Source organism: Bacteroides sp. AM37-9, assembly GCF_003603455.1.
GTDB classification, from domain to species: Bacteria; Bacteroidota; Bacteroidia; order Bacteroidales; family Bacteroidaceae; genus Bacteroides; species Bacteroides xylanisolvens.
The window spans coordinates 42,928-68,346 of sequence record NZ_QTNF01000036.1 but is presented as its reverse complement, the minus strand read 5'-3'; the positions used below and the strand labels follow the sequence as shown (position 1 = coordinate 68,346).

Genomic DNA, 25,419 nt, shown 5'->3' with positions numbered 1-25,419 from the left:
AAAATATAGACCTATACTACAAAAATAAGCCACGGATATTTGCAACTGTGCCTGGAAAGTAGAAAGTTGGTCCACCAACTTTTCCCAAGGCAACACGGGTTGTAACGGACAATGATTGCCTTCATCCGCCAAACGGCTCACAAGAGACGGTGTTTCTATATTACTCCTATTATTGTTTACAACAGAAACACTTCCTTTACTCTCCTCTTCTTTACTCTCCTCTTCTCTCCTCTTCTGGTTTTCAGTGGGTTTTCTCCCTTTACTGACGGGCGTTTCAGCACTTTTTGCCACCTTTTTCGGACGCCCTCCTTTTTTACCGTTTTCGATGTCCATTTTCCGCTTCTCTTCCAAGCTTTTCATCACCCTATCCAAGTAGGAAGAACGAAACATCTGTCGTTCCTCATCCAGTTCGAAGAGATCGAATTCGCGAAGTACCCGCTCCACCGCAACTTCATCCACATCATACCGCCGGGCCATGGCCTTCAGTAAAACCGGTTTGCACGACGCCTCATAAGTATCTTTAGTGCGCAGATGCAACAGCAACATCACGTAAATTCCGAGTGCTTCCGCGGCATTCATTTCCGTCATCATACAGGCAATATTGTCGTCATTCAACAAATTTACCTCCAAATTGAAATACTGATCTTTCTTCATTTTCATTTATCATTTATTATTCCACATTTAATACTTCCGGGGCGCAAAGGTGCAAAATGTATTTTATTCCAGCTATCGCAAAAATGAGAGGGGGATTATATATTTTTTATCCGACCTTTGCCAAAAATTATTAATAATCCCAAACAATATGGACACAAAACGCAACCAAACGTTGGAAGAAATAGAAGAAAATAAAATAGTGAACGAGCATTACCAGAACAGAATAATGCTGATAAAAAAGCTCCTGAAAACGTCACGGCTAGCCACAGTAGACCTCTGCGTGCATATCGACATCAGTGAAGCCTCCTACTACCGTTACATAAATTTCACCAGCTATATGAAAGCAGACATTTTCATACATGCTTGTCTCTTCCTCAAGCAATATATTGAAAGTCACCACATTCCTTATACCCAAGAAGAAAAACGGCTTATAAAAACATTAGACCTGTTTCAGATTTCCTCAAATAGCAACTTAAACTGCAATTAAAACACAGAAAAGGAGAAACTTATCATAAGTTTTATTACATTTGCAATGTAATAAAGGTCTTTAAAACTTAAAAAATGAGTGATAGCGAAACAGACAGCCCATCAATAAAAGCACTGATCGTTTTCAGAGAAAACGGAGAAACCGACAATCTATTTGTTCCTATCTTATGCGATGCTATCAGAATGGCTGGAATCGACGTGCGATGTTCCACAAAAGAGTTTTGGGAATCGGATAAGCATTATGATATCATACATTTCCAGTGGCCGGAAGAAGTGGTGGGATGGACATGCAACGATCCTGATATCATCAGGCGTCTGGAAGAGCGAATCAGTTTTTTTCGTTCCAGGGGAGCACGTTTTGTCTACACACGCCACAATGTCCGTCCGCATTACGCAAACGGAATCATCAGCCGGGCCTATGACATTATCGAATCGCAGAGTGATATCGTTGCACACATGGGACGGTTTAGCCGTGACGAATTTCTCACAAAGTATCCTGACAGTCAGAATGTTGTCATTCCTCATCACATTTACCAGTATACCTATAAAGAAGATATCAGCGTAGAGCGTGCACGTCAGTATCTCAACCTCTCGCAAGATGCATTCATCGTCACAGCTTTCGGAAAATTCCGCAACCGTGAAGAAATACGCATGGTGCTCGGAGCTTTCCGCGCCTGGGACGAGGAGCACAAGATGCTGCTGGCTCCGCGCCTCTACCCTTTCTCGAGACGCAACAGCTATGGCAAGAATTTCATCAAACGATGGATTTCAAAAGCCGGATACTATCTGCTCATGCCGCTGCTCAACCGTATGTATAAACTACAGGCGGGAGCTAACGACGAACTGATAGACAACTGCGATCTGCCCTACTATATGGCTGCTTCAGACGTGATATTCATCCAGCGGAAAGATATACTGAATTCGGGCAATGTCCCCCTCGCCTTCCTCTACCACAAAGTCGTGGTGGGTCCCAAGGTGGGAAACATCGGCGAACTGCTTTCCGAAACCGGTAACCCGACTTTCGATCCCGACGACAAGAAAGACATCCTGCGAGCACTCGAAGAAGCCCGCCGGCTTGCCGCATGGGGACAAGGGGAAGTGAATTACACATACGGTATGGAAAACATGAGCATCCGCAAAGTGGGACAAGCATATGCGCAAACATATAAACAGGCAATCAATGGCTAATAACATTAAGAGTCAATTATTTTCGGGGGTATTTTACACAGCGCTGGCCAAATACAGTGGCGTCCTCATATCCCTTGTTGTGGCGGGAATTCTGGCCCGTCTGCTATCACCGGACGACTTCGGCATCGTAGCTGTTGCCACCGTCATTATCGCCTTCTTCAATCTTCTCACCGACATGGGAGTGTCTCCCGCCATCGTGCAGCACAAATCGCTGACTAAAGATGATTTGTCGGACATCTTCTCATTTACCGTATGGACGGGCATCGGAATCAGCCTGCTTTTCTTCGCCGCCTCATGGCTGATTGCCGACTACTACGACAGCCAGATCTTGCGCATCCTGTGCCAACTTCTGTCCGTCAACCTCTTCTTTGCCTCCGCCACCATCGTGCCCGGAGCCATGTTCTATCGCAACAAAGAATTCAAATACATCGCTGTCCGCAGTTTCACTATCCAGATAGCCGGAGGTGCGGGAGCGGTTACGGCAGCCCTCTGCGGAGCAGGACTCTACGCACTGATTATCACCCCGATCATCTCCAGCATACTGATATTTGTCATTTCCTACCAGCGCTATCCGCAACGATTGCGCTTCACATGGGGATTGACAGCACTCCGCAAGATCTTTTCATATTCGGCCTATCAATTCCTGTTCAACGTCATCAACTATTTCAGTCGTAATCTGGACAAACTGCTGATAGGAAAACACATGAGCATGTCCGACTTGGGATATTATGAAAAATCTTACCGGCTCATGATGCTTCCCTTGCAAAACATCACACAAGTCATCACTCCGGTGATGCACCCCATCTTCAGCGATTTCCAAGATGACAAAGCAAAACTGGCGTCCTCCTATGAACGCATTGTCCGCATACTCTCTTTCATAGGGTTACCCATGAGCGTATTGCTTTTCTTTACAGCACAAGAAGTGACACTGATTATATTCGGCAACCAATGGCTGCCCTCCGTACCCGTATTCCGCATACTCTCCCTCTCGGTAGGCGTGCAAATTATACTCTCCTCTTCCGGCTCCATTTTTCAGGCTGCCGGAGACACCCGGAGCCTGTTCATCTGCGGCGTATTCTCATCCACCCTCAACGTGGCGGGAATGCTGATTGGTATCTTCTATTTCGGCACGCTCACCGCAGTGGCAACCTGTATCGTATTGACATTTACCGTCAACTTCGTGCAATGCTACTGGCAGATGTATCACGTAACGTTCCGGAGAAAGGTATGGACGTTCGTCCGTCAACTCCTTTCCCCGCTGGCAGTCAGCGGGTTAATGACAGCGTGCCTCCTGCCTGTGCAGTATACAACGGAAGGAATGAACATTTTCGTGACAATTATTACCAAAAGTATCATTAGTTTTATTATCTTTGGAGGATATATACAGGCTACACATGAATATGACATCATAGGAAAAGTGAAAAAAATAGCTGGCAAGTATATAAAAAAACAAAATAAGCAATTATAGATTTGAGACAACAACAAAGAATGAAAGCCTTATTTCTTATGTTCCACGGCTTTGATAAAGCGAATGGAATAAGTAAAAAAATACATTATCAGGTAAAAGCCCTCAAAGAGTGCGGATTGGACGTGCGTACCTGTTACTATCAAACCACTCCCAACGGTGAGCGCCGATGGATAATAGACGACGAAGTCATTGCCGATTTCGGAACCGGATTCACTGCAAAGATATGGAAACGTGTCTACTACTCCCCCATCACTGAATATGTACGCCGCGAGAAAATAGAATTTATATATATGCGTTCCTTTCACAACGCAAGCCCGTTCACCCTGCAACTAGTCAGAAAATTGAAACGGATGGGAGCGAAAGTGGTAATGGAAATACCTACCTATCCTTACGATCAGGAATATGTGGCATGGTCGATGAAATTCAATCTCGCCATCGACCGCTGTTTCCGCCACCGGCTAGCCAAAGAGCTGGACGGTATCGTCACCTTCTCCAACGCCGAACATATTTTTGGAGGAAAAACGATACGGATCTCCAACGGAATAGACTTCGAAGCAATCCCTATCAAACGAACGATGAACGACACCTCACGCGAACTTCATCTGATTGGAGTGGCCGAAGTGCACTACTGGCACGGATTCGACCGGTTGATACACGGACTAGCCGAATACTACCGTACAAATCCGGAATACAAAGTTTATTTCCACATCGTAGGTCCCCTGTCCGGCATACGCGAACAGGAAGAAATACTGCCTGCCATCCGCGACAACCATCTGGAACCGTACGTCATCCTGCACGGCCCCCTACACAGTGACAAACTGGACGAACAATTTGAAAAAGCAGATTTTGCCATAGGCAGCCTGGGACGTCACCGGAGCGGAATCACCTACATCAAAACACTAAAAAACCGTGAATATGCCGCACGAGGGCTTTCGTTCACCTACTCGGAAACGGACGAAGATTTCGACCGGATGCCTTATGTATGGAAAGTGCCACCGGATGAATCGCCCATCGACATTTGCGGACTGATAAACTTCCAACGCTCTCAACAAATGTCTCCACCGGAGATACGCGAAACGGTCAGAGCACTGTCATGGACAGCACAAATGAGAAAAGTCATTCATGAAACCGAAATCTGATTTCACATAGATATATCTGAAAAAACAAACAATATCTGATGGATAAAAAGATAAAAATAGCCTACTGTATCCCCTCTCTCTATTACCCCAGCGGTATGGAGCGGGTTCTCACACTAAAGGCGAACTATTTTACGGAGCACTTCGGCTACGAGATACATATCATCCTTACCGACGGAAAAGACAAGGAGCCATATTATAAACTGCACCCATCAATCACCATACACCAACTCGACATCAACTACGACGCATTATACGGACGCCCGTTATTCGCACGGATTCTTGAATACAGCACCAAGCAACGGCTATTCAAGAAAAGGCTGAACGAATGTCTATGTAAAATCCGTCCGGACATCACAATCTCCCTTCTCCGCCGCGACATCAACTTCATCAACCAAATGAAAGACGGCAGTGTCAAGTTGGGAGAGATACATTTTAACAAATCCAACTATCGGGATTTCAACAACAACCGTCTACCGGGATTCCTCAAAAAATTAGGTAAGAAATACTGGCGGCACCAACTCATCCGCCAATTGAAACAACTGCGGAATTTCATTGTGCTTAGCCACGAAGATGCCGCTGAATGGACGGAACTCGATAATGTAAAAGTAATCTATAATCCGCTTCCTTTCTTCCCCGAACGTCAGTCCGACGGATTACGGAAACAAGTAATCGCAGTAGGCAGATATGTGCCGCAGAAAGGATTTAACCGACTTATCCCCGCATGGAGCATCGTCAGCAAGAAACATCCGGACTGGGTATTACGAATCTACGGCGATGGCATGAGAGAGCAACTCCAGCGGCAGATTGACGAACTCGGAATCACCTCCAACTGTATCCTGGAACATAACGTGCAGAATATTGTTGAGAAATATTGTGAAAGTTCCATCTTTGTTCTGTCCTCACGTTTCGAAGGATTCGGCATGGTGATCATCGAAGCAATGGCGTGTGGAGTACCACCCGTATCGTTCACGTGTCCCTGCGGCCCGAAAGACATCATCACCGATGGCAAAGACGGTCTGCTTGTGGAAAATGGAGATATAGAAGGACTGGCAGACAAAATCTGCTACCTGATAGAACATGAAGACGTCCGCCGGAAGATGGGAATACAAGCCCGCACCGACGTAGAGCGTTTTAAAATTGAACATATTGCCCGAGAATGGAAAAAATTATTTGAAACAAATTTAAGTATTAAGTATTAAGTATCAAGTATTAAGCGTGGCTGCTAGTACATTTATCCCACATGGCTAATACTTGATACTTAATACTTAATTTAATCCTTTATAAAGATGATTTGGTATAGTAAGTATTTACAAGTTTATGAAAAACCGTTTGCAGAAGCACCCGCATCTGCCATTGAAGAAGTGCGGCAGAATATTGCAAAGCTGCAAAGTGATGAACCGCTTGTCACCGTTTCAATTATCGGCTACAACGAAGAGAAACATCTGCTTGCCTGCCTGTGGTCTTTGAGCGAGATGGAATGCAAATATCCTGTAGAAATTATCGGGGTAGACAACGAATCGAAAGACAGCACGGCGGAGATATTCCGGCAATGCGGTGTACCTTATTATACAGAAACCCAACATAGTTGCGGATTCGCCCGCCTTTGCGGACTGAACCATGCCCGAGGTAAATATCATATCAATATTGACTCCGACACTATGTACCCTCCGAAATACGTAGAAATGATGGTAAACACCCTCGAACGCCCGGGCATTGTGGCCGTCTGCTCTTTATGGAGCTACATTCCGGATGAGAAACACTCGCGATGGGGACTGAAAATCTACGAAGCTGCCCGCGATTTGCACTTGTGGATGCAATCATTCAAACGTCCCGAACTTAGTGTGCGTGGATTGGTTCTTGCCTATCGCACAGAGTATGCACGGAAAACCGGCATACGCACCGATATCATCCGAGGTGAAGACGGTTATCTTGCTCTGCAACTCAAGCAATTCGGCAAAATAGCCTTTATCCGCAACCGCAAAGCACGCGCCGTAACAGGATATGGAACGGTGGGAGCTGACGGAAGCCTGTTCAACAGCTTTAAAGTGCGCGTTGCCAAAGGTCTGAAAGGACTGGGGGGAATATTTACTAAAAAGAAAGAATATAAAGACGAAGACAGCAATCTGATAAAGAACAAATAAACAAGTATGGGAAAACGAATAGAATATATTGACTTCATCAAAGGTATCTGCATTTTTATTGTAGTCTGGGGACATTCTATCCAAAATATGGGAGACGGCAACGACTTCTGGACCAATCCGGTACATGAATTTATCTGTTCTTTCCACATGCCCATATTCATGTTGGTCAGCGGTTTCTTTTTCAGTAAATCCATCGGAAAGCCACTCATACCGAATGTAACCCGAAGATTCAAACAGTTAATAATTCCTTGTTTCGGCTGGTCATTAGTGTTGGTCGCAATCAACATCGGATATATGCTCTATGAAGGAATGATCCCGTCTCCAACCGGAACGTTGAAATCTCTTTTTATAGAGACATTCACCCGTTTCTGGTTCTTACGCTCCGTTTTCATCTGTTTCACACTTGCCATCGTCAGCATGAAAATATTCAAAAAAGATACAGCCGCTTTCGTCATCTCGCTTCTGTGTTTCCTCGCATTGCCGGACAACGGACGTCTGCACCTCGACAAGTTTATGTATCCATTCTTTTGGATGGGGTATTTTATGCACAAATATATCGATGTAATCATGAAACACCGGGGAAAACTACTGGTCGCTTCACTCCTCGTTTTCGCTGTACTCCTCCCTTTCTATCAGAAAGAAGATTATATCTACATCACCGGAATGAGTATGTACGATTATCTGGGAGGAAAGTTCGTTTGTTATCCGCCATGGGAAAAATTGCCGATCATCTGTTATCGCTATTTGATCGGTTTCGCAGGAAGCCTGTTTATCTTCTTGCTACTGCAACGTATCTATCGTCCGCATTTCCGTGCAATCGAAAAAGTGGGCACATATACACTTGGCATCTATACCATACATATCTTGATTGAAGGCAACGTATTGAGTCGGTTCAACCTGTTGGACACCGGGTTCTTCATGTTCAACTTTATTATAACGCCAGCTATCTCCATTCTATTGATTCTTCTCTGCGTGGGAATAATCAGACTGTTGGAAATGACACGCTTCAGCAGCTTATTGTTTTTAGGAAAAACAAAAACAGTCATCATGCTATTAGCAATCTGCCTTATTAACGTATCCTGTATCAAAAAAATCAATTTATATCAAGGAGACAAAGACGATGAAAAAGAAGATAATTCAGGAAACAACAATTCTCCCCAAAGGAAAGACATCATCGTAGACACAGACTTCTTCTACCCTTTCGGGGATGAAAGCCAAAACTATACTGCGGAAATTACAATCAACACCCGCAACACTTTGCCCGAAGAAAATACCATAAAAACGGTTATTCCCGCACTAAAATACAATAAGTCGTGGCTCCTAATGCTTACCCAAGACGACTGCAAACAAGCCGCCTTCTCATGGACGTGGGCTGCCATCAATGGCAAACCTTTGACTAGCGGTTATTATTATCAACTCGGCCACCTGCAATATGATGACCTTCCACCCGATATTTATTATCTTGGTGAAACATTGGGAAGTACGGACGGAGCCGGAAACGAAGTCAGGTTCTCATTTACCACCACCCTCTCACCGGAATGGGAATGGATGGACGCCAAAACACAAATCTACAAAGGACAGACGCAAGAATATTATCGCTTCTTCATGAAATCAGGGCTGACATGGGGAGATGTCAAAGAGATGCTGAACTATGGAACAGGCATCTCCATACATGATGTGAATATAGATAATGAAGAAATCACTGTCGATAACCTACTTAAACATTACGACATTGCCTTGAATATCATCAAAGAGAAATTGTCTGGCAGAGGATGTAAAATGCTGGCTAAACCAAGCGGAATTGCTGAATATATCACCGCTGGACAAGTCCATTCTTCTATACAGACCATGACTTCCAACGACGGTGAAACACTATGTCCGGCAAAAACGGAAAACGATTTAAAAAAGGTGGTACTAAACAGAGGGTTCTATTCCATTGAGGATCTGAAAAAAGAAATCGACAAACAGCTACAATTATCACCGGAAGAACGAATGGCTATCAATGTCGGTGTTCATGGCACAGATGCTTCTTGGGCGGATCTGTTGCTCTGGATTAACAATAACTATGGAAAAAAGGGAGCGGACAACGTGTGGATACCCAACCAGGAAGAATATTATGAATACAATTTCTATCGTACACACGGCACAGCAGCAGTGACAAAGATAGATGAACATAAACTGAAACTGACCGTTCATCTGCCCAGTGAGGAAGACTTTTATTATCCTTCTCTCACAGTCAACCTATCTGGTATAAAGAAAGAAGATATTACCTCCCTTGAGGCCGGAAGCAGTGTTACAGGACTGTCTTATAGTAACTATGAAAATGGGATTATGCTCAATATCGATTGCAGGAAGTATCTGACAGAACATGCCGAAAACTTCGTGAAACGGTATGAAGCAAATACAGCAGATGCTTCTGTTAAAGCGGATGCCCTCTATTTTGTAAATATGCTAAAAGACTCGGATAAAAAGGAGGAATTAAAAAAGCGAATCAAGTGAACGGTTTATAAAAATCAGACACAGAAAAAGTAATAAATATATATTAACCATGAACGAAACCATTACCCTCTGCCTTGAAATTATTTTCTGGCTTGCCCTATTCATTGTGTTCTACACCTATCTGGGCTACGGAATTGTGCTTTACGTTCTCGTCAAGTTGAAAGAACTTTTCGTGAAACCTGTGAAGCGTTCGTTGCCGGCATCGGACGCTGGTTTGCCGGAAGTGACTCTCTTCATTACAGCATTCAACGAAGAAGATGTTGTAGACGAAAAGATGGAGAACAGTCTTGAACTGGACTACCCTGCGGACAAACTGCATATCGTATGGGTGACAGACGGAAGCGACGACAGTACAAACGAACGACTGCAAACCCGTTGGCAGGGAAAAGCGACCGTACACTTCCAACCCCTACGACAGGGTAAGACAGCCGCAATGACACGTGGAATGACGCTGGTGGACACTCCGCTCGTCGTCTTTACGGATGCCAACACCATGGTAAACCGGGAGGCAATACGGGAAATCGTACTTGCTTTCCAAGACCCGAAAGTGGGCTGCGTGGCCGGCGAAAAACGGATCGCCGTACAGACCAAAGACGGAGCCGCTGCCGGTGGGGAAGGTATTTACTGGAAATACGAATCAACACTGAAAGCACTTGACGCCCGCCTCTACTCTGCTGTAGGAGCAGCAGGCGAACTATTTGCCGTGCGTCGTGAACTATTCGAAGCAATGGAACCGGATACGTTGCTCGATGATTTTATTCTTTCGCTCCGGATCACCATGAAAGGTTATACCATTGCTTATTGCACCAATGCTTACGCCATCGAAAGCGGTTCGGCAGATATGCGCGAAGAAGAAAAGCGGAAAGTGCGCATCGCTGCCGGAGGATTGCAGTCCATCTGGCGACTTCGTCCGTTACTGAATCCTTTCCGCTACGGGATACTTAGCTTTCAATATACATCTCACCGGGTATTGCGATGGTCTATTACTCCGTTCCTGTTGTTTGCTCTCTTCCCGCTGAATATTGCAATTCTGCTGTTGGGCGGTTCCGCGATATTCTACGGAGTGCTGCTTGCCATGCAGGTTCTTTTTTACGGATTGGGATATTGGGGATATTATCTATCCACCAAACAGATAAAAAACAAGTTGCTTTTTATCCCCTACTATTTCTTATTTATGAATGTCAATGTGCTGAAAGGCATCCGTTATCTGAAAAAGAAAAAAGGAAGCGGAGCCTGGGAAAAGGCGAAACGCGCTGAAAAGTAAAACAAATGCTATTATCTTTTGTTATCCTTACTATAAGACATTAGTCTCTATCATCTAATAAAAAACAGACATGAACAGAATATTACATGATGCGAATAACGCACAAAGAATATTGAAACTGACGGCAGATACAATGCTATTGGTTGACAGGCACGGAGTCTGCGTAGACATTGAGCCTCATTGTGATCTATGGTTTCTGCAAGAGGATATACTTTTAGGAAAAAATATATTTGAGCTTTTACCAGAATATACGAGAGAGAGGGTGATGCCCATCTTCCAGATTGTACTCGAAGAACAAAGAAGCATCAGCAAGAACTTCAAGTTGGTGCTGAAAGGCGAAACTTTTTACTTCAAATGCCTCATGTTCCCTTATGACGGTATGGTGCTTTGCCAATATCGCGACATCACGCAAAGAAGCAACGTAAAAAGACAGTTGGAACAGGCAAATCTCACCCTGCGGGCTATTCAAAAGGTAGCCCAGATAGGACAATGGACGTACAATACGAAACAGAATATTTTTCATTATCTTGGATATACCGGTGTTTTGTGCGAGGAAAATGTGCAAAACCTTGCCATTGAGAAATATGTGGAACTGATTGTAGAAGAAGACCGTCAGAGTTTTATGGAATGGTGTCGGGTGAACGAAAAAGAACTCAACATGGAAAGCATCAGCTACCGGGTCCGCCTGAACGGAGAAATCTTCTATATGCGTATCCAGACTTATCTGCGTGAACAACGCTCCGACGGTAGTTTCAATATCGAAGGCTATATCCAGAACATCACGGACATACAGCATCGTAGAAATGACATCAATACACTGACTCATGCCATCAACAACGCCAAAGAAAGTATCTTTGCCGCCAAGCCCGATGGCACGATTATCTTTGCCAACCGTCGTTTCCTGTACAATCATGGTATTTCAGAAAACGAAGACATCAGTCAATTAAAGATTTACAATGTCGCCGCAGATATGCCTACACAAGAGGCTTGGAACGAACGTTGCAAAGATGTCATACACGGTGGCAGCAGTAACTTTGTGGCTCATCACCCATCTAAAATCAATAAAGGTATATTGGCTTATGAAGGCACGATGTACAACGTGACCAATGATTCCGGAGAAGAAAGTTACTGGTCGTTTGCCCATGATATTTCCGAGAGGATTCGGTACGAAGCCCAAATCAAACGGCTCAACCAAATCATGGATACAACCATCAACAATCTCCCTGCCGGGATTGTAGTGAAGGAAATCAACAACGACTTCCGATACATTTACCGGAATCGGGAGGCCTACAACCGCGATCTTTATAAGAACGACCCTGTCGGCAAGAATGACTTCGATTTCTACCCGCCTATCGTAGCCGAAAAGAAGAGACAAGAAGATATCCAGGTGGCCACCACCGGAAAAGGTCTGCACTGGACTGCTGAAGGAAAGGACAGAAACGGAAACATGATTATCCTCGACAAACGGAAAATCCGGGTGGACGGTGACGAATTGTCTTCGCCTATCATCGTCAGCATCGAATGGGACATCACGGAGCTGGAAATAATAAAACGGGAACTTCAGTCGTCGAAAGAGAAAGCGGAAATGTCTGATAGCCTGAAGTCGGCCTTCCTCGCCAATATGAGTCATGAAATACGTACGCCGCTGAATGCTATCGTAGGTTTCTCGCATCTCATTGCCGAAAGCGACGATGCGGAAGAACGGAAGACGTATTATAACATCGTAAACGCGAACAACGAACGTCTCCTGCAACTTATCAACGAGATTCTCGACCTCTCGAAGATTGAATCGGGAACCATCGAGTTTTCCTTCGGACCGGCTAGTCTCCATAATCTCTGCCGGGAAGTGCACGATGCTCATATATTCCGTACTCCGCAGGGAGTAAGCCTTGTCTATGAATCCTCGGACGAAAGTCTGATGATTGAAACGGACAAGAATCGAGTATTCCAGGTGATTTCAAATCTGATTGGAAATGCTGTCAAGTTTACGAAGGAAGGAAGCATCAGTTATGGTTACAAACTGGCGGACAATCAGATTGTATTCCACGTAACGGATACCGGAACAGGAATTGAACCGGAGAAAGTGGGGCGTGTGTTCGAGCGTTTCGCAAAGCTGAACAATCATGCACAGGGCACTGGGTTGGGATTATCTATCTGTAAGTCTATCGTTGAACGTCTCGGGGGCAAGATTTCCGTCAGCTCCGAATTTGGTAAGGGAACGACGTTTACATTTACTTTGCCATACACGATTGCAAATCCTGCAAATGTGGATTCTTCAAAGAAAGAGAATGGTGAAGGAAACATCGCTGGAATAGCATCTGCCGGAAAAACTGCTGATTCGAGTGTTGACAATTCTGCAAATACACGGCATGCCTGTATTTTGGTTGCCGAAGATACGGACAGCAATTTCGACTTATTGAAGGCTATTCTAGGTAAAGACCATCAGCTTATACGTGCGCATGACGGAATGGAAGCTGTCACGATGTTCGATGAAGTGAAACCGGATCTTATCTTGATGGATATCAAGATGCCGAATCTGGACGGACTGGAAGCTACAAAAATCATCCGTGAACTGTCTGCCACTGTTCCTATTATTGCTCAAAGTGCCTTTGCATACGAACAGGACCGGAAAGCGGCTGAAGAAGCGGGGTGCAATGATTTTATAGCTAAACCAATAGCGGATGATAAGTTGAAAGCAATGATTCATAAATGGTTGCTTCCTTCGTAGAGAGCTTAATCCCTCATGATATAACCAGCAAATAATTTAGATTAAATGAAAGCCTTTTACAGACTGTTTTATTACATATCCATCGTGCTGACCAGTATTTTGGCAGGAGTTACCATTGCGGGTGCTTTCGTAGGCAATGCCGCACCGGATAGTTTCAAATTTATGCCTTTCATCGGTTTGATACTGCCGATACTTTTATTGGCTAATCTTGCTTCTGCTATCTACTGGACGATTCGTTGGCGGTGCTGGGTTTTCATCCCTCTGATTGCTATATTCAGCAATTGGGGATATATGAGCTGTGTATTACAATCGCCTTTTTTCAGTCCGGCTTCGTCACCGATGGTTAAAATGAATGTATATACTCCGGGAGTGTTGACGGTTGCTACTTACAACGTCGATGCCTTTAACCACGAGCATACCGGCTACTCATGCAAGGAGATTGCTTCTTACATGAGAAATCTGCAAGCAGATATTCTCTGTTTTCAAGAATTTGGCATTAACGATGAGTTTGGCATCGATAGTATATCCGCAGCTCTTTCTAATTGGCCGTATCACTATATTCCTTCTTCGCCCGAAGGGAAGAATCTGTTGCAACTGGCTGTTTTCAGCCGTTATCCTATCAAGGAGGAGCATCTTATCATCTATCCTGATTCGAAAAATTGCAGTCTTGCATGTGATATTGAAATCAATGGTCGCACCATCCGCCTGTTCAACAATCATCTCCAAACAACAGAAGTAAGCCAGAATAAACGCAAACTGGAAAAGGGACTTCGTACGGATGATTCCCAAAGAGTGGAACATGCTGCCCTGGGACTTATCGACGGCTTACATGAGAATTTCCGGAAACGGGCCGTACAAGCTGATCTTCTCAAGCAACTGATAGCCGCCTCCCCCTATCCTACTCTAGTCTGCGGTGACTTTAACTCTCTGCCGTCTTCGTATGTTTATCATACTATAAAAGGTGATAAGTTGCAGGATGGTTTTCAGAGGAGCGGGCATGGGTATATGTATACTTTCAAGTACTTCAAGCATCTGTTGAGAATCGACTACATTCTCCATTCACCGGAACTGAATAGCACGGATTACTTCTCGCCGGATCTTAATTATAGCGATCATAATCCGGTGGTGATGAGGGTAAAGTTGTAAACTACATATAAAAAATAATCATATTATAATATAAGTAGTAAATCGCTTATTATGGTCCTTACAATCATTATTTAACCTAAACATGGGATTACTTCTATTTTTATTTATCTCTCTATATTCATAATGACCAATTTGTAAATCCCAATTATATACAATTCCATTTTTATACACAAAAAAGCCGGATAACTCAAAGTCGTCCGGCTTTCTAATATTATAAGATTAATTCTCGATTAGTTAAAAATGTAACGTACACTAAATTGTACCGAATAAGTAGATCTAAAACTTTGATATGTCCGATATGTATCGGTCAACACATTGTTTCCATTCTTATTCATTGTGAACTCTCCATTCTTATAATTAAGCAAAGAAGTATTATTTACTTGTTTATATACCCCCCAATCATTATTAAGCAAGTTAGGAAGATTCTTTATATCCACACCTACTTGTAGAATATTCTTCTTTCCATTAACATTCAAGAAGAAGTCCTGATTCAATTTAAAATCAATCTGATGATGCCACGGCATTTTAGCTCCACCTCTCTCTGTATATTTACCCTTGCGACTTTTCAAATATCTATCTTGGTTAATGTAATTCCAAAAATCATCTTTTTGATCTTTAGCTGCATAAGTAACATTACCTGATTTATCTTTTGAATCTACAAAGTTCCAGCTGTCTAATTCTTCACGTGTTGCAGGAACATACAACAGATTGTTTGCTCCATAATCACCAACCACATTTCCACCAAAAGTATATGAATAACGACTGTATGAATAACTACCAGCAAAACCCATTTGCATACCTTCATACAATAGTGATACACTTGTTGCAAAATGTTTTCCGTATTCTTTGCGATATCCGATTGTCGCTAATACTCTATCTGGTGCTACATAAGTACCATATCCCAATTCATGTTCATTAATACCATTAACAGAATAAGTATTAGTCTTATAAGCAGACGTTACCTGATCACCAATACCATCACTGTAAGACCGTGCCTTTGAGTGAGTATAAGCAAATGATACATCAAGACCAAAATCAAAATTCTTACGTAATTGTGCAGAAATAGAATAATAGTATGCACCCTTTTTCCAATTCTCTAACAAATATACATTTTGATATTTATTTCTCCAAGTTGCATCACTATACATTGTATATGTATTACGTACATCTCCCGGAGCTAGAGTTACTGTCGTTTCAGATGGTTTGTAACCTGTATTGGAAACAACTACAGGATTATAATCGCGACTATAAATACCCTCAACTGTAAAATCAATATCACCAGGCAATTTCATATCAAATGCTAAAGATGTTTTCCAAGTGGATGGCATCTTCAAATTTGTATCAATAATAGTTGGAGATTGTGGAGCAACAACTTCATTCGGAGTAAATTTCCCATCATAAAGATCTTTCAAAATATCATTTACATTTGTATGGAAATCGGGTTGTTTGCCTGTGTTAGCATCCACCTTATTATAAAAATATTGCGTTTGCCCAACATTTGAGTTTCCGACAGCAGATACTAACCATACGAACGGCAAACGTCCCACGAATAATCCTGTACCACCACGAAGCACATATTTACGTTCGCCTGTCAAATCCCAGTTAAAACCAACACGAGGCGATACAGAAAGCTTAGCATCAGGTAACTGATCAGTAGAATAACGAGTTCCTCCAAAATCCAATTTTGCAAAGTCTTCATTATAGTTATTCTTCAATGAGGGATAAATTGGTAATTCAAAGCGAAGTCCACCTGTAACCTTAAGATTTTCAGACAATGCTATTTCATCCTGCAAATATAGAGAGAATTGTTGAAATTTCATTTCTGCATAAAACTGTGATAAATCCGCAGCATTAGAGTGAGTTATACCAAAAGCAGCAGGTTTCTTACCATTTACAAAATCATCCCATGAGCTATAAACATAGTAACCTCCACCAGCTTGCATATAGCCATTTGTAGCCTTAGTATGTTCATACTGGAAACCAGCCATAAACTTATTTATCCCAACATTCCAATTAAACTCATCCGTTACTGTATATACTGAAGTTTTACGTAAATTACCTTGTGTAAATACATCCATACCAAAACCTGCATATGATGCACCATCTTTTAATATATCAACGGTCGGGAATGGATTACCATCATATTCACGCGGCTCATTCTGATAAGAATATGCAAAACGTAACATATTATTCATAGCTCCATTAGCGAAACGAGAGTTCCATTCACCAGCTACAGATGTAAAATCACGCACTTGATAATAGTTTGAGTTCTCAAAACTCATAGAATATTTAGTACTACGTCCAGAGTCCTTTCCTTTTGGAATACCCAATCCTGTATCACCTGGATAAATATCATCAGCACTCAAAGGACTAGTAGAGCTTGATGGGAAATTTGAATCTTTTGTATGAGTCTTTGTAAAACGGAGACTTAACTTATTATTCAGATTTGCATTCCAATCCAAACGAGCCATAATACGATATGCCGGAGTATTTACAGAATAGTTATTATAACGTCCTGGATCATAGTTATATTTCTCTTTCAAATATTGTCTCATATCATTCAAGCCAACCCAAGTCTCATTTCCGTCAACAATTGTATTTTCAACAGGACGACGTACATTTCCCGTATATTCTTGATCTAAAGATGTACGTGGTTGATAACTTGAACCAGCTGTTACATTGTCCTCATATTCTCCATTCACAAAAAAGAACAACTTATCTTTAATTATAGGACCACCAAAACTTGCACCATAAGTATAATACTGTGATTTAGAACGAGTCAGTTTATAATCCTCAACCTTATCACCACGCAGGTTCTCATTATTAAAATAACCATAAACCGTTCCACGGAATTGATTATCTCCCGAACGAGTTACCGCATTAATTGCACCTCCTGTAAAACCACTCTGGCGCACATCAAATGGAGTTACAGCAACTGTAACTTGTTCCAAAGCATCCAAAGAAATTGGAGATCCGTTAGCTGGAAGATTACCTCCCAACCCGAATGTATTATTAAAAGCAGCACCATCAACTGTTACAAATGACTGACGATAGTTACCACCACCTACTGCAAAACCGTTACCAACATCAGCACCTTGCGGAGAAAGACGCATAATATCGCTAATGCTACGAGAAATAGTTGGAGTGTTACTAATCATATCACGATTAGCATTCATAATAGCACCAGCTCTATCAGACTTCATATTACTCTCTTTAGAAGCAGTCACTACTACTTCGTCCAACAGTTCAGAACTCTCTTTTAAAGAAACATTTAAAACATAATTCTCTCCCAACAACAGATTAATTCCCTTGTAAATTGCTGTTTGATAACCAACATAAGAAATTTCTACTTTGTAAGGGCCGCCGGTACGCATACCTTGCAGATTAAATTGACCGCTAACGTTAGTCACAGTACCATAACGAGTACCTGATGGTTCATGAACCGCAACGATTGTTGCTCCAATGATTGGTTCATCCTGTGCGGTCACTTTACCACTCATCGTGGCTGTAGTAACCTGCGCGCTCATCGTGACGGTAATAAATAACATTACTAGCACTAAAAAAGATCGCATTCTCTTTAACATAAATGTAGTTGATTAGTTAATATAAATTGTTTGCTTTTAAAAACTGTGCACAAATATAATTAATAATATTTAGAACTACATTACGATTATACTACAATTTTTTAAGAGAGATAAACGTTTTCCCTTGTTATAAAACGATAAAGGCTCTACAATATTTGCAGAGCCTTTTATTTTGAAACAGAAAGCATTATAAATGCTTCAATCTATTACTTTATACTAGTCAGTCATTAACTTTCTATAACGAACGCGTTTTGGTTCTTCATTTCCCAAACGTTTCATTTTGTTTTCTTCATATTCTGAATATGAACCTTCGAAGTAGAATACATTGGAGTCTCCTTCAAAAGCAAGGATATGTGTACAGATACGGTCGAGGAACCAACGGTCGTGCGAGATAACTACTGCACAGCCGGCGAAATCTTCCAAACCTTCTTCCAAAGCACGCAGAGTGTTTACGTCGATATCATTGGTAGGCTCATCGAGCAACAGTACATTACCTTCTTCTTTCAAAGCCATCGCCAAGTGTAAACGGTTTCTTTCACCACCAGACAATACACCGCAGAGTTTTTCCTGATCGCCTCCGGAGAAATTGAAACGGGAAAGGTATGCACGCGCATTCACGTCACGTCCACCCATGCGGATCAACTCATTACCACCGGAAATTACCTGATATACGCTCTTATTCGGATCAATATCTCTGTGTTGCTGGTCTACATACGCCACCTTTACAGTCTCTCCTACTTCAAATTCTCCTTTATCCACTGTTTCCAATCCCATAATCAGGCGGAACAATGTCGTCTTTCCCGCACCATTAGGGCCAATCACACCGACAATACCATTAGGAGGAAGCATAAAGTTCAAATCGTCAAACAACAATTTATCACCGTATGCTTTAGCCACATGTTTGGCTTCAATGACCTTATTACCCAGACGGGGACCATTCGGAATAAAGATTTCAAGTTTCTCTTCTTTCTCCTTCACGTCCTCATTCAGCAATTTGTCATAAGAGTTAAGACGTGCCTTACCTTTCGCCTGACGGGCTTTCGGAGCCATGCGTACCCATTCCAACTCACGTTCCAGTGTTTTACGACGTTTGCTGGCGGTCTTTTCTTCCATTTCCATACGTTTGGTCTTCTGTTCCAACCAGGAAGAGTAGTTACCTTTCCAGGGGATACCTTCACCACGGTCTAGTTCGAGAATCCATCCGGCAACATGATCGAGGAAGTAACGGTCGTGCGTCACAGCAATAACCGTACCTTCATATTGTTGTAGATGTTGTTCCAACCAGTCAATAGACTCTGCATCCAAGTGGTTGGTAGGTTCGTCCAGCAAAAGCACATCCGGTTTCTGCAGCAACAAACGGCAAAGAGCTACCCGGCGACGTTCACCTCCGGAGAGATTTTCTACCGGCTGATCTTCAGGCGGACAACGGAGAGCATCCATTGCACGCTCCAACTTGCTATCCAGATTCCATGCATCAGTTGCATCAATGATATCTTGCAATTCACCCTGGCGAGCAAAAAGAGCATCCATCTTATCCTGATCCTCATAATACTCCGGCAAACCGAATTTCTGATTGATTTCTTCGTATTCTGTCAGTGCGTCAACAATGGGTTGCACACCTTCCATCACTACTTCTTTTACTGTCTTTGTGTTGTCTAAATAAGGTTCCTGTGCCAAATACCCCACGGAATATCCCGGAGAAAACACGACTTCTCCCTGAAAGGATTTCTCCAAACCGGCGATGATCTTCAATAACGTTGATTTACCAGAACCGTTCAAACCGATAATACCGATTTTCGCTCCATAGAAAAACGACAGGTAAATGTCTTTCAGCACATTCTTATTAGGAGTGAATGCTTTGCTCACTCCTACCATTGAGAAGATAATTTTTTTATCGTCAGCAGCCATAATGTATGATTATATATTGTTGATAATGGCACAAAGATAAGAAAAATGTTTGAATTCTTTTGGAGTTATAAAAAAATGTTCTACCTTTGCACCCGCATTCGAAAGAAAGCACTGAAGGATTGATTCGCTAGCTCAGCAGGTAGAGCACAACACTTTTAATGTTGGGGTCCTGGGTTCGAGCCCCAGGCGGATCACGAAACATAAAATTAATCCCTTGATAATCAGTCGTTATCAAGGGATTTTTATTTTAATATTCTTCACATATACTTATTCTACAAGCATAGAGCGACACGGTAATTCGATTATAAAAGTAGTACCTATCCCCAGTTGGGAATCGACTAATATCCGCCCGTTCATCTTCTCGACGATCAGTTTGCAGATAGGTAAGCCCAGACCGGCCCCTTGAGCAAAGGAATCCAATTTCTCAAACCTTTCGAATATCTTTTCAAGCATATTCTGTGGGATGCCCCGACCGGTATCTTTAACACCGATTCTGACAGATTGGTGATCTACCTCATAGAAGACTTCCACGTGTCCGGTGGTAGTGTTCTTTAAGGCATTCGAAAGGAAATTACTCAAGATCTGTTTGATACGCAATTTGTCCAGTTCTACCAGAGAATCATGTGCCGGATAGTTAGTCAGAAGTTCAACGCCGGATGGTACTTGATGAACATACTCCGCTACACTCTCGTCAAGAAGCTCGGTAAGGTTAACCCAGTCCGGACGCAATTCCAGATAACCGGATTCTATTTTAGAAAGATCAATTACATCATTAATCAGATTTAATAATAGTTTGTTGTTATGTCCAATCAGAGAATTATATAGTTCCTTTTCCGCTGCATTTTCCGTACTAGTCAACAGGCTTGAAAAGCCGACAATAGCATTTAAAGGAGTACGGATTTCGTGACTCATATTAGCCAGGAAAGCAGACTTTAACCGATCGGACGCTTCAGCTTTATCACGTGCCTTGACAAGCATTTCTTCTGTCCTTTTCAGTTCTGTGATATCATAATTGATGCTGATAATCTCGATAATCCGGTCTTGCGGGGCATATTTCTTTACTAACAGATTGACATGCGTCCATGTGTATGTGCCATCCTCCCTAAGAACACGCATCTCTTTGCTAAGTTTGGTAGTAAGTCCCTTTCGTGCGTCGTCCAAAAACCGAATCAACAAGGCACGGTCATCGGGATGGAAATGCCGGTATGTGCCAAAGATGTCGGACAACGGAGTTTCATCCGCTTCACCCACATTTCTGTACCAGCTTTTTTGGGCATAGCCGTGTCCACTCAAAATATTGAAGTGGGCATAACCGACCTTGGCATAATCACCGACCAGTTCAAAAAACTCCTCAAACTCCTGAATCTTATTATAGGCTACCGTTGTTTCTGTCTTATCCGCATTAATCAATAGATAGTTTATTGGCTGATGCTCACTATTATATAATGTAGTCACTTTAGTCATCAGATCAATCGTACCCTGTTTTTGGGTATTCTGATAATACGATCCAACCTTCGAGAAGTCATAACGGAAAGTAAAGTCGGCATCTTCATTTTTCTTCAGCCGTTCTTTCATTTCTTTCGGAAAAATAGGATTATCAAAAATATTGATACCCAATACGTCTTCTTTCTTCTCTATATGAAACATTTCTAATTCCTTATCGTTCAAATCCACTAATACCCCATCCATATCGTATAATTCGATACCAATAGGCAAACACTTGAAAATGTTAGATAAGAGACGCTCACTGTATTGCAAAGCTTGGTAAGCAGATGCCATATCAGGACCATCTTGCACTTCGGATATACCATAAATGATTTCGTTTCCGTCTTCATCCGTTTCTTGAAAGCATACCTTGCTACGTACCCAAACAGATCCTTTCACCGTATCAAGCAAATACACCACCTCCGGCCGTTGATACACACCATAAGAATGAACAGTTGTAGAAAGTTGTTCCTCTTTCTGAATACGTTTATTGAAATCTTCAAAACTAATAACTCCGGTCTGATCCAGACCTAATAACTCTACTATAAAGTCAGAACATTCATAATTCGCAGTTGATAAATTGGCTTTCCACCATCCCATATTAGCGTTAGCCATCAACTGCGAGAAAAAGGTAAAATCTTGTAGTCTATTCATAACGCTATTTATCATTTTATTATTTTTCGGGCGCAAAAATACAGATTGGTAACAAATCTAACTTTCAGAAAGACACTTTTTTTAGCATATTATAAGAAGATTATTTGTGATTAAACTAAAAAATTTCCGGTTAAAATTTTCTGTAAAAGAGATTATTTCAACCGGAAATTTTACAATCGTCAAGTTCCTTATTTTACTTTTTCAAGGACTGATAAACAGCTTTTGCCATCACTTTAGCCCCTTCTTCATTCGGATGGATCTTATCCGGAAACAACTGGGGCATTCCGTCCATTGCTGCGTGAAGATCGATGACAGACAAGTTATTTTTCTTGGCAACCTTCTTTATCATCGGAATGATTTGTTTAGAGATGATATCATCGTTGATATTATCACCGGTCTGATAGGCTTTAGAAGGATAACAAAGATAAATCTTCGGTTGAGCTGGCAACGCTTTGAAAGCATCGACCATTGTTTGCAGATCTTTCGTGAAGTCGGCCTTATATTTCCAGTTGAATGATTTACTGTCATTCGTACCCAACTTGATAACAACGATATTAGGATTGAAAGCCAGCGCATCCTGATAAGCTTTTTCATTCATATAAGGATGATCGCCCTTGTTCAGCAGAGTGCGTGCACTGACTCCGAAATTCTTTACCCAATAAGCCTCTCCCAACATACGGCTCAACACGGCCGGATAACTGTCACGATCACGATTCTTGATACGTGCTCCATACGTAATACTATTTCCAATGCAAGCTACACGGATAGCATCTTTATGAGGAACTTTGAAACTACGGAGCCAAGACGTCAGTTCGTCCAACATTTCATTCTTATAGAGGAAACCCTCGCGAATTCCCCATCCATGTCCACCGGAAGGATAAATATGAAGCACTGAAGGAACATTGTTCTTGTTCAGCGCCAAATAATAATTAACTCCGTTAGCAGGCGGAACAACTTTATCATCATCACTATATACGATAAAAGCACGCGGTGTATCTTTCGTCACTTGCTTTTCATTAGAATATTCAAGTTCCAATTCAGCAGAAGCATCTTTTCCCAAAAGGTTGTCGTGAGAGCCTCTATGGGTATAAGATTTATCCATCGTAATCACAGGATAGAAAAGAATCTGAAAGTTCGGACGAAGTTCGGGCTTGGCATGAGTGGCAATGGTAGAAGCCAGATGTCCACCGGCAGAAGAGCCCATGATACCAATGTCATTCGGGTTCAAATTCCAGACATCAGCACTGTCACGCACCAATTTCATTGCTGCTTCAGCATCCGAAATGGGTAATGTACGATCACCGTTCGGCATCCGGTATTTTAGCACAATCAATGCAATACCTTGTTTATTGAAATAGGGCGCCCAATCACAGCCTTCGTGTTCGAATGCCAAATGTGAATATCCACCTCCCGGACACGCAACCACAGCACGTCCTGTAGCCAGTTCCGGCGCAGGAAGAAATACGCGAAGTGAAGGTTGTTCAATATCAAAAGGTTTCGGAGCATTTTGCGCTACCACTCGTGAACCAGCAAAAAAGAGAAGCAGCAAGATAAAAATAGTAGAGAATTTCTGTTTCATAGTATCTATGTACTTTGATTAATGAATAATTAGATGCGCGAAGATAGTAATTTTGCGTATCTTTGCACCCCATTTTGATTAGAAAAATTATATGCAAGGAATAAAGAATCTGACACAAGGCCCTATCAATCGTCAACTGTTTAATCTGGCAATGCCGATCATGGCAACGTCGTTTATCCAAATGGCATATAGCCTCACAGATATGGCGTGGGTAGGACGACTGGGAAGTGAAGCCGTAGCCGCCATCGGTTCTGTCGGAATCCTGACCTGGATGTCCGGTTCTATCTCCTTATTAAATAAGGTAGGATCTGAAGTGAGTGTCGGACAATCCATCGGTGCGCAAAGCCAGGAAGATGCCCGCAGTTTCGCGTCTCATAACATCACGATTGCTTTGATTATTTCCATCTGTTGGGGCACACTCCTTTTTATATTTGCAGAACCTATCATACGCATCTATGAACTCGAGGATCATATTACGGCCAATGCCATCCAATACCTGCGGATTGTCTCTACCGGATTACCTTTTGTCTTCCTCTCCGCCGCCTTCACCGGAATTTATAATGCGGCAGGGCGCAGTAAAGTCCCGTTCTTTATCAGCGGCACAGGATTGATACTGAACATCATTCTGGACCCGCTCTTCATTTTCGGTTTCGGGCTGGGAACCAATGGTGCGGCATACGCTACCTGGATTGCGGAAGCAAGTGTTTTCCTGATTTTCGTTTATCAATTGCGTTGCCGGGATGCTCTGCTTGGCGGTTTCCCTTTCTTCACGCGGCTAAAGAAAAAATATACACGGAGAATCTTTAAACTGGGATTACCCGTAGCTACTTTGAATACGTTATTTGCTTTCGTCAATATGTTCCTTTGCCGCACCGCCTCGGAACAGGGAGGACACATCGGACTAATGACTTTCACCACCGGAGGGCAAATTGAAGCAATCACCTGGAATACCTCACAGGGATTCTCCACCGCACTAAGTGCCTTCATCGCCCAAAACTACGCCGCCGGACGAGTGGAACGGGTACTTAGAGCCTGGTATACGACTCTATGGATGACGGGAATCTTCGGAACATTCTGTACATTGCTATTCGTGTTCTTCGGGAATGAAGTTTTTGCCATATTCGTCCCCGAACAGGCGGCCTACGAAGCCGGAGGTGTATTCCTCCGTATCGACGGATATTCGCAGCTTTTTATGATGCTCGAAATCACCATGCAGGGAGTATTCTACGGCATCGGACGCACCATCCCTCCTGCTATTATCAGCATCAGTTGCAACTATATGCGTATTCCGCTTGCCATCCTGTTTGTACGGATGGGTATGGGAGTGGAAGGAATCTGGTGGGCAGTCTGCATCACCACGGTTGCCAAAGGGTTAATTCTTTTGAGTTGGTTCATTATTATTAAAAAGAAGTGTTTGAGTATTCCTTCAACGATAAAAGGATAATTATCATTTCCCTTTATTAACAAACAAAGGGGCTCATCCGAGTTATTTTAAC

Annotated in this window: 16 protein-coding genes and 1 tRNA gene; 12 read left to right on the top strand and 5 right to left on the bottom strand. The window is 42.5% G+C overall.

Annotated elements, in window-relative coordinates; genetic code table 11:
- Nucleotides 1-654 (bottom strand): Lin1244/Lin1753 domain-containing protein (locus tag DW862_RS20840; RefSeq protein WP_120070200.1); only part of this gene is annotated, 654 nt, incomplete at its 3' end.
- Nucleotides 655-802: 148 nt separating this feature from the next.
- On the opposite strand from DW862_RS20840, the gene DW862_RS20835 reads away from it, so the two are divergent.
- The 10 genes from DW862_RS20835 to DW862_RS20790 all read left to right on the top strand — a co-directional run bounded on the left by DW862_RS20835 (nt 803) and on the right by DW862_RS20790 (nt 14,713).
- Nucleotides 803-1,141, top strand: a complete 339-nt coding sequence (locus DW862_RS20835; RefSeq protein WP_004318597.1) for a hypothetical protein — start codon at nt 803-805, stop codon at nt 1,139-1,141.
- 74 nt (nt 1,142-1,215) lie between these two features.
- Nucleotides 1,216-2,328, top strand: a complete 1,113-nt coding sequence (locus DW862_RS20830) for a hypothetical protein (protein ID WP_008022119.1) — start codon at nt 1,216-1,218, stop codon at nt 2,326-2,328.
- Nucleotides 2,321-3,796, top strand: a complete 1,476-nt coding sequence (locus DW862_RS20825) for a lipopolysaccharide biosynthesis protein (RefSeq protein ID WP_120070189.1) — start codon at nt 2,321-2,323, stop codon at nt 3,794-3,796. The genes DW862_RS20830 and DW862_RS20825 overlap by 8 nt, the downstream gene beginning before the upstream one ends.
- A gap of 20 nt (nt 3,797-3,816) precedes the next feature.
- A complete protein-coding gene (locus tag DW862_RS20820) occupies nt 3,817-4,935 on the top strand; it encodes a glycosyltransferase (protein ID WP_004311600.1) in 1,119 nt (372 codons plus the stop codon).
- A gap of 38 nt (nt 4,936-4,973) precedes the next feature.
- Nucleotides 4,974-6,134 carry a glycosyltransferase family 4 protein gene (locus tag DW862_RS20815; protein ID WP_120070187.1) on the top strand — a complete coding sequence of 387 codons (1,161 nt, stop codon included), beginning with the start codon at nt 4,974-4,976 and terminating at the stop codon, nt 6,132-6,134.
- An 87-nt stretch (nt 6,135-6,221) separates the two neighbouring features.
- A complete protein-coding gene (locus DW862_RS20810) occupies nt 6,222-7,076 on the top strand; it encodes a glycosyltransferase family A protein (RefSeq protein WP_004311598.1) in 855 nt (284 codons plus the stop codon).
- A 6-nt stretch (nt 7,077-7,082) separates the two neighbouring features.
- Complete coding sequence (locus DW862_RS26790) at nt 7,083-9,575, top strand: acyltransferase family protein (RefSeq protein ID WP_004311597.1); 2,493 nt, start codon at nt 7,083-7,085, stop codon at nt 9,573-9,575.
- Between the two features lie 49 nt (nt 9,576-9,624).
- Nucleotides 9,625-10,839, top strand: coding sequence for a glycosyltransferase family 2 protein (locus tag DW862_RS20800; RefSeq protein WP_004311596.1), 1,215 nt, complete (start codon nt 9,625-9,627; stop codon nt 10,837-10,839).
- A gap of 70 nt (nt 10,840-10,909) precedes the next feature.
- Nucleotides 10,910-13,567: an ATP-binding protein gene (locus DW862_RS20795; protein ID WP_087321887.1), complete on the top strand. Its 2,658-nt coding sequence runs from the start codon at nt 10,910-10,912 to the stop codon at nt 13,565-13,567.
- A gap of 45 nt (nt 13,568-13,612) precedes the next feature.
- A complete protein-coding gene (locus tag DW862_RS20790) occupies nt 13,613-14,713 on the top strand; it encodes an endonuclease/exonuclease/phosphatase family protein (protein ID WP_120070183.1) in 1,101 nt (366 codons plus the stop codon).
- 230 nt (nt 14,714-14,943) lie between these two features.
- Here the strand turns inward: DW862_RS20790 and DW862_RS20785 are convergent, their stop codons facing one another.
- Together DW862_RS20785 and ettA are read right to left on the bottom strand one after the other, a co-directional pair.
- On the bottom strand, nt 14,944-18,297 hold the full coding sequence (locus DW862_RS20785) for a TonB-dependent receptor domain-containing protein (protein ID WP_120070180.1): 3,354 nt from the start codon (nt 18,295-18,297) through the stop codon (nt 14,944-14,946).
- Nucleotides 18,298-18,513: 216 nt separating this feature from the next.
- On the bottom strand, nt 18,514-20,205 hold the full coding sequence (gene ettA / locus DW862_RS20780) for an energy-dependent translational throttle protein EttA (protein WP_004311592.1): 1,692 nt from the start codon (nt 20,203-20,205) through the stop codon (nt 18,514-18,516).
- 121 nt (nt 20,206-20,326) lie between these two features.
- On the opposite strand from ettA, the gene DW862_RS20775 reads away from it, so the two are divergent.
- Nucleotides 20,327-20,399 (top strand) — tRNA-Lys (locus DW862_RS20775).
- Between the two features lie 73 nt (nt 20,400-20,472).
- On the opposite strand, the gene DW862_RS20770 is transcribed toward DW862_RS20775, so the two are convergent.
- Both DW862_RS20770 and DW862_RS20765 read right to left on the bottom strand, forming a co-directional pair.
- Nucleotides 20,473-22,344, bottom strand: coding sequence for a PAS domain-containing sensor histidine kinase (locus DW862_RS20770; protein WP_049702950.1), 1,872 nt, complete (start codon nt 22,342-22,344; stop codon nt 20,473-20,475).
- Nucleotides 22,345-22,537: 193 nt separating this feature from the next.
- Entirely contained in the window at nt 22,538-23,923 is a 1,386-nt protein-coding gene (locus tag DW862_RS20765; protein ID WP_004326932.1) for a GDSL-type esterase/lipase family protein, read from the bottom strand.
- A gap of 91 nt (nt 23,924-24,014) precedes the next feature.
- Between DW862_RS20765 and DW862_RS20760 the strand changes: the two genes are divergently transcribed.
- Nucleotides 24,015-25,367: an MATE family efflux transporter gene (locus DW862_RS20760; protein WP_008643882.1), complete on the top strand. Its 1,353-nt coding sequence runs from the start codon at nt 24,015-24,017 to the stop codon at nt 25,365-25,367.
- Nucleotides 25,368-25,419 lie beyond the last annotated feature (52 nt).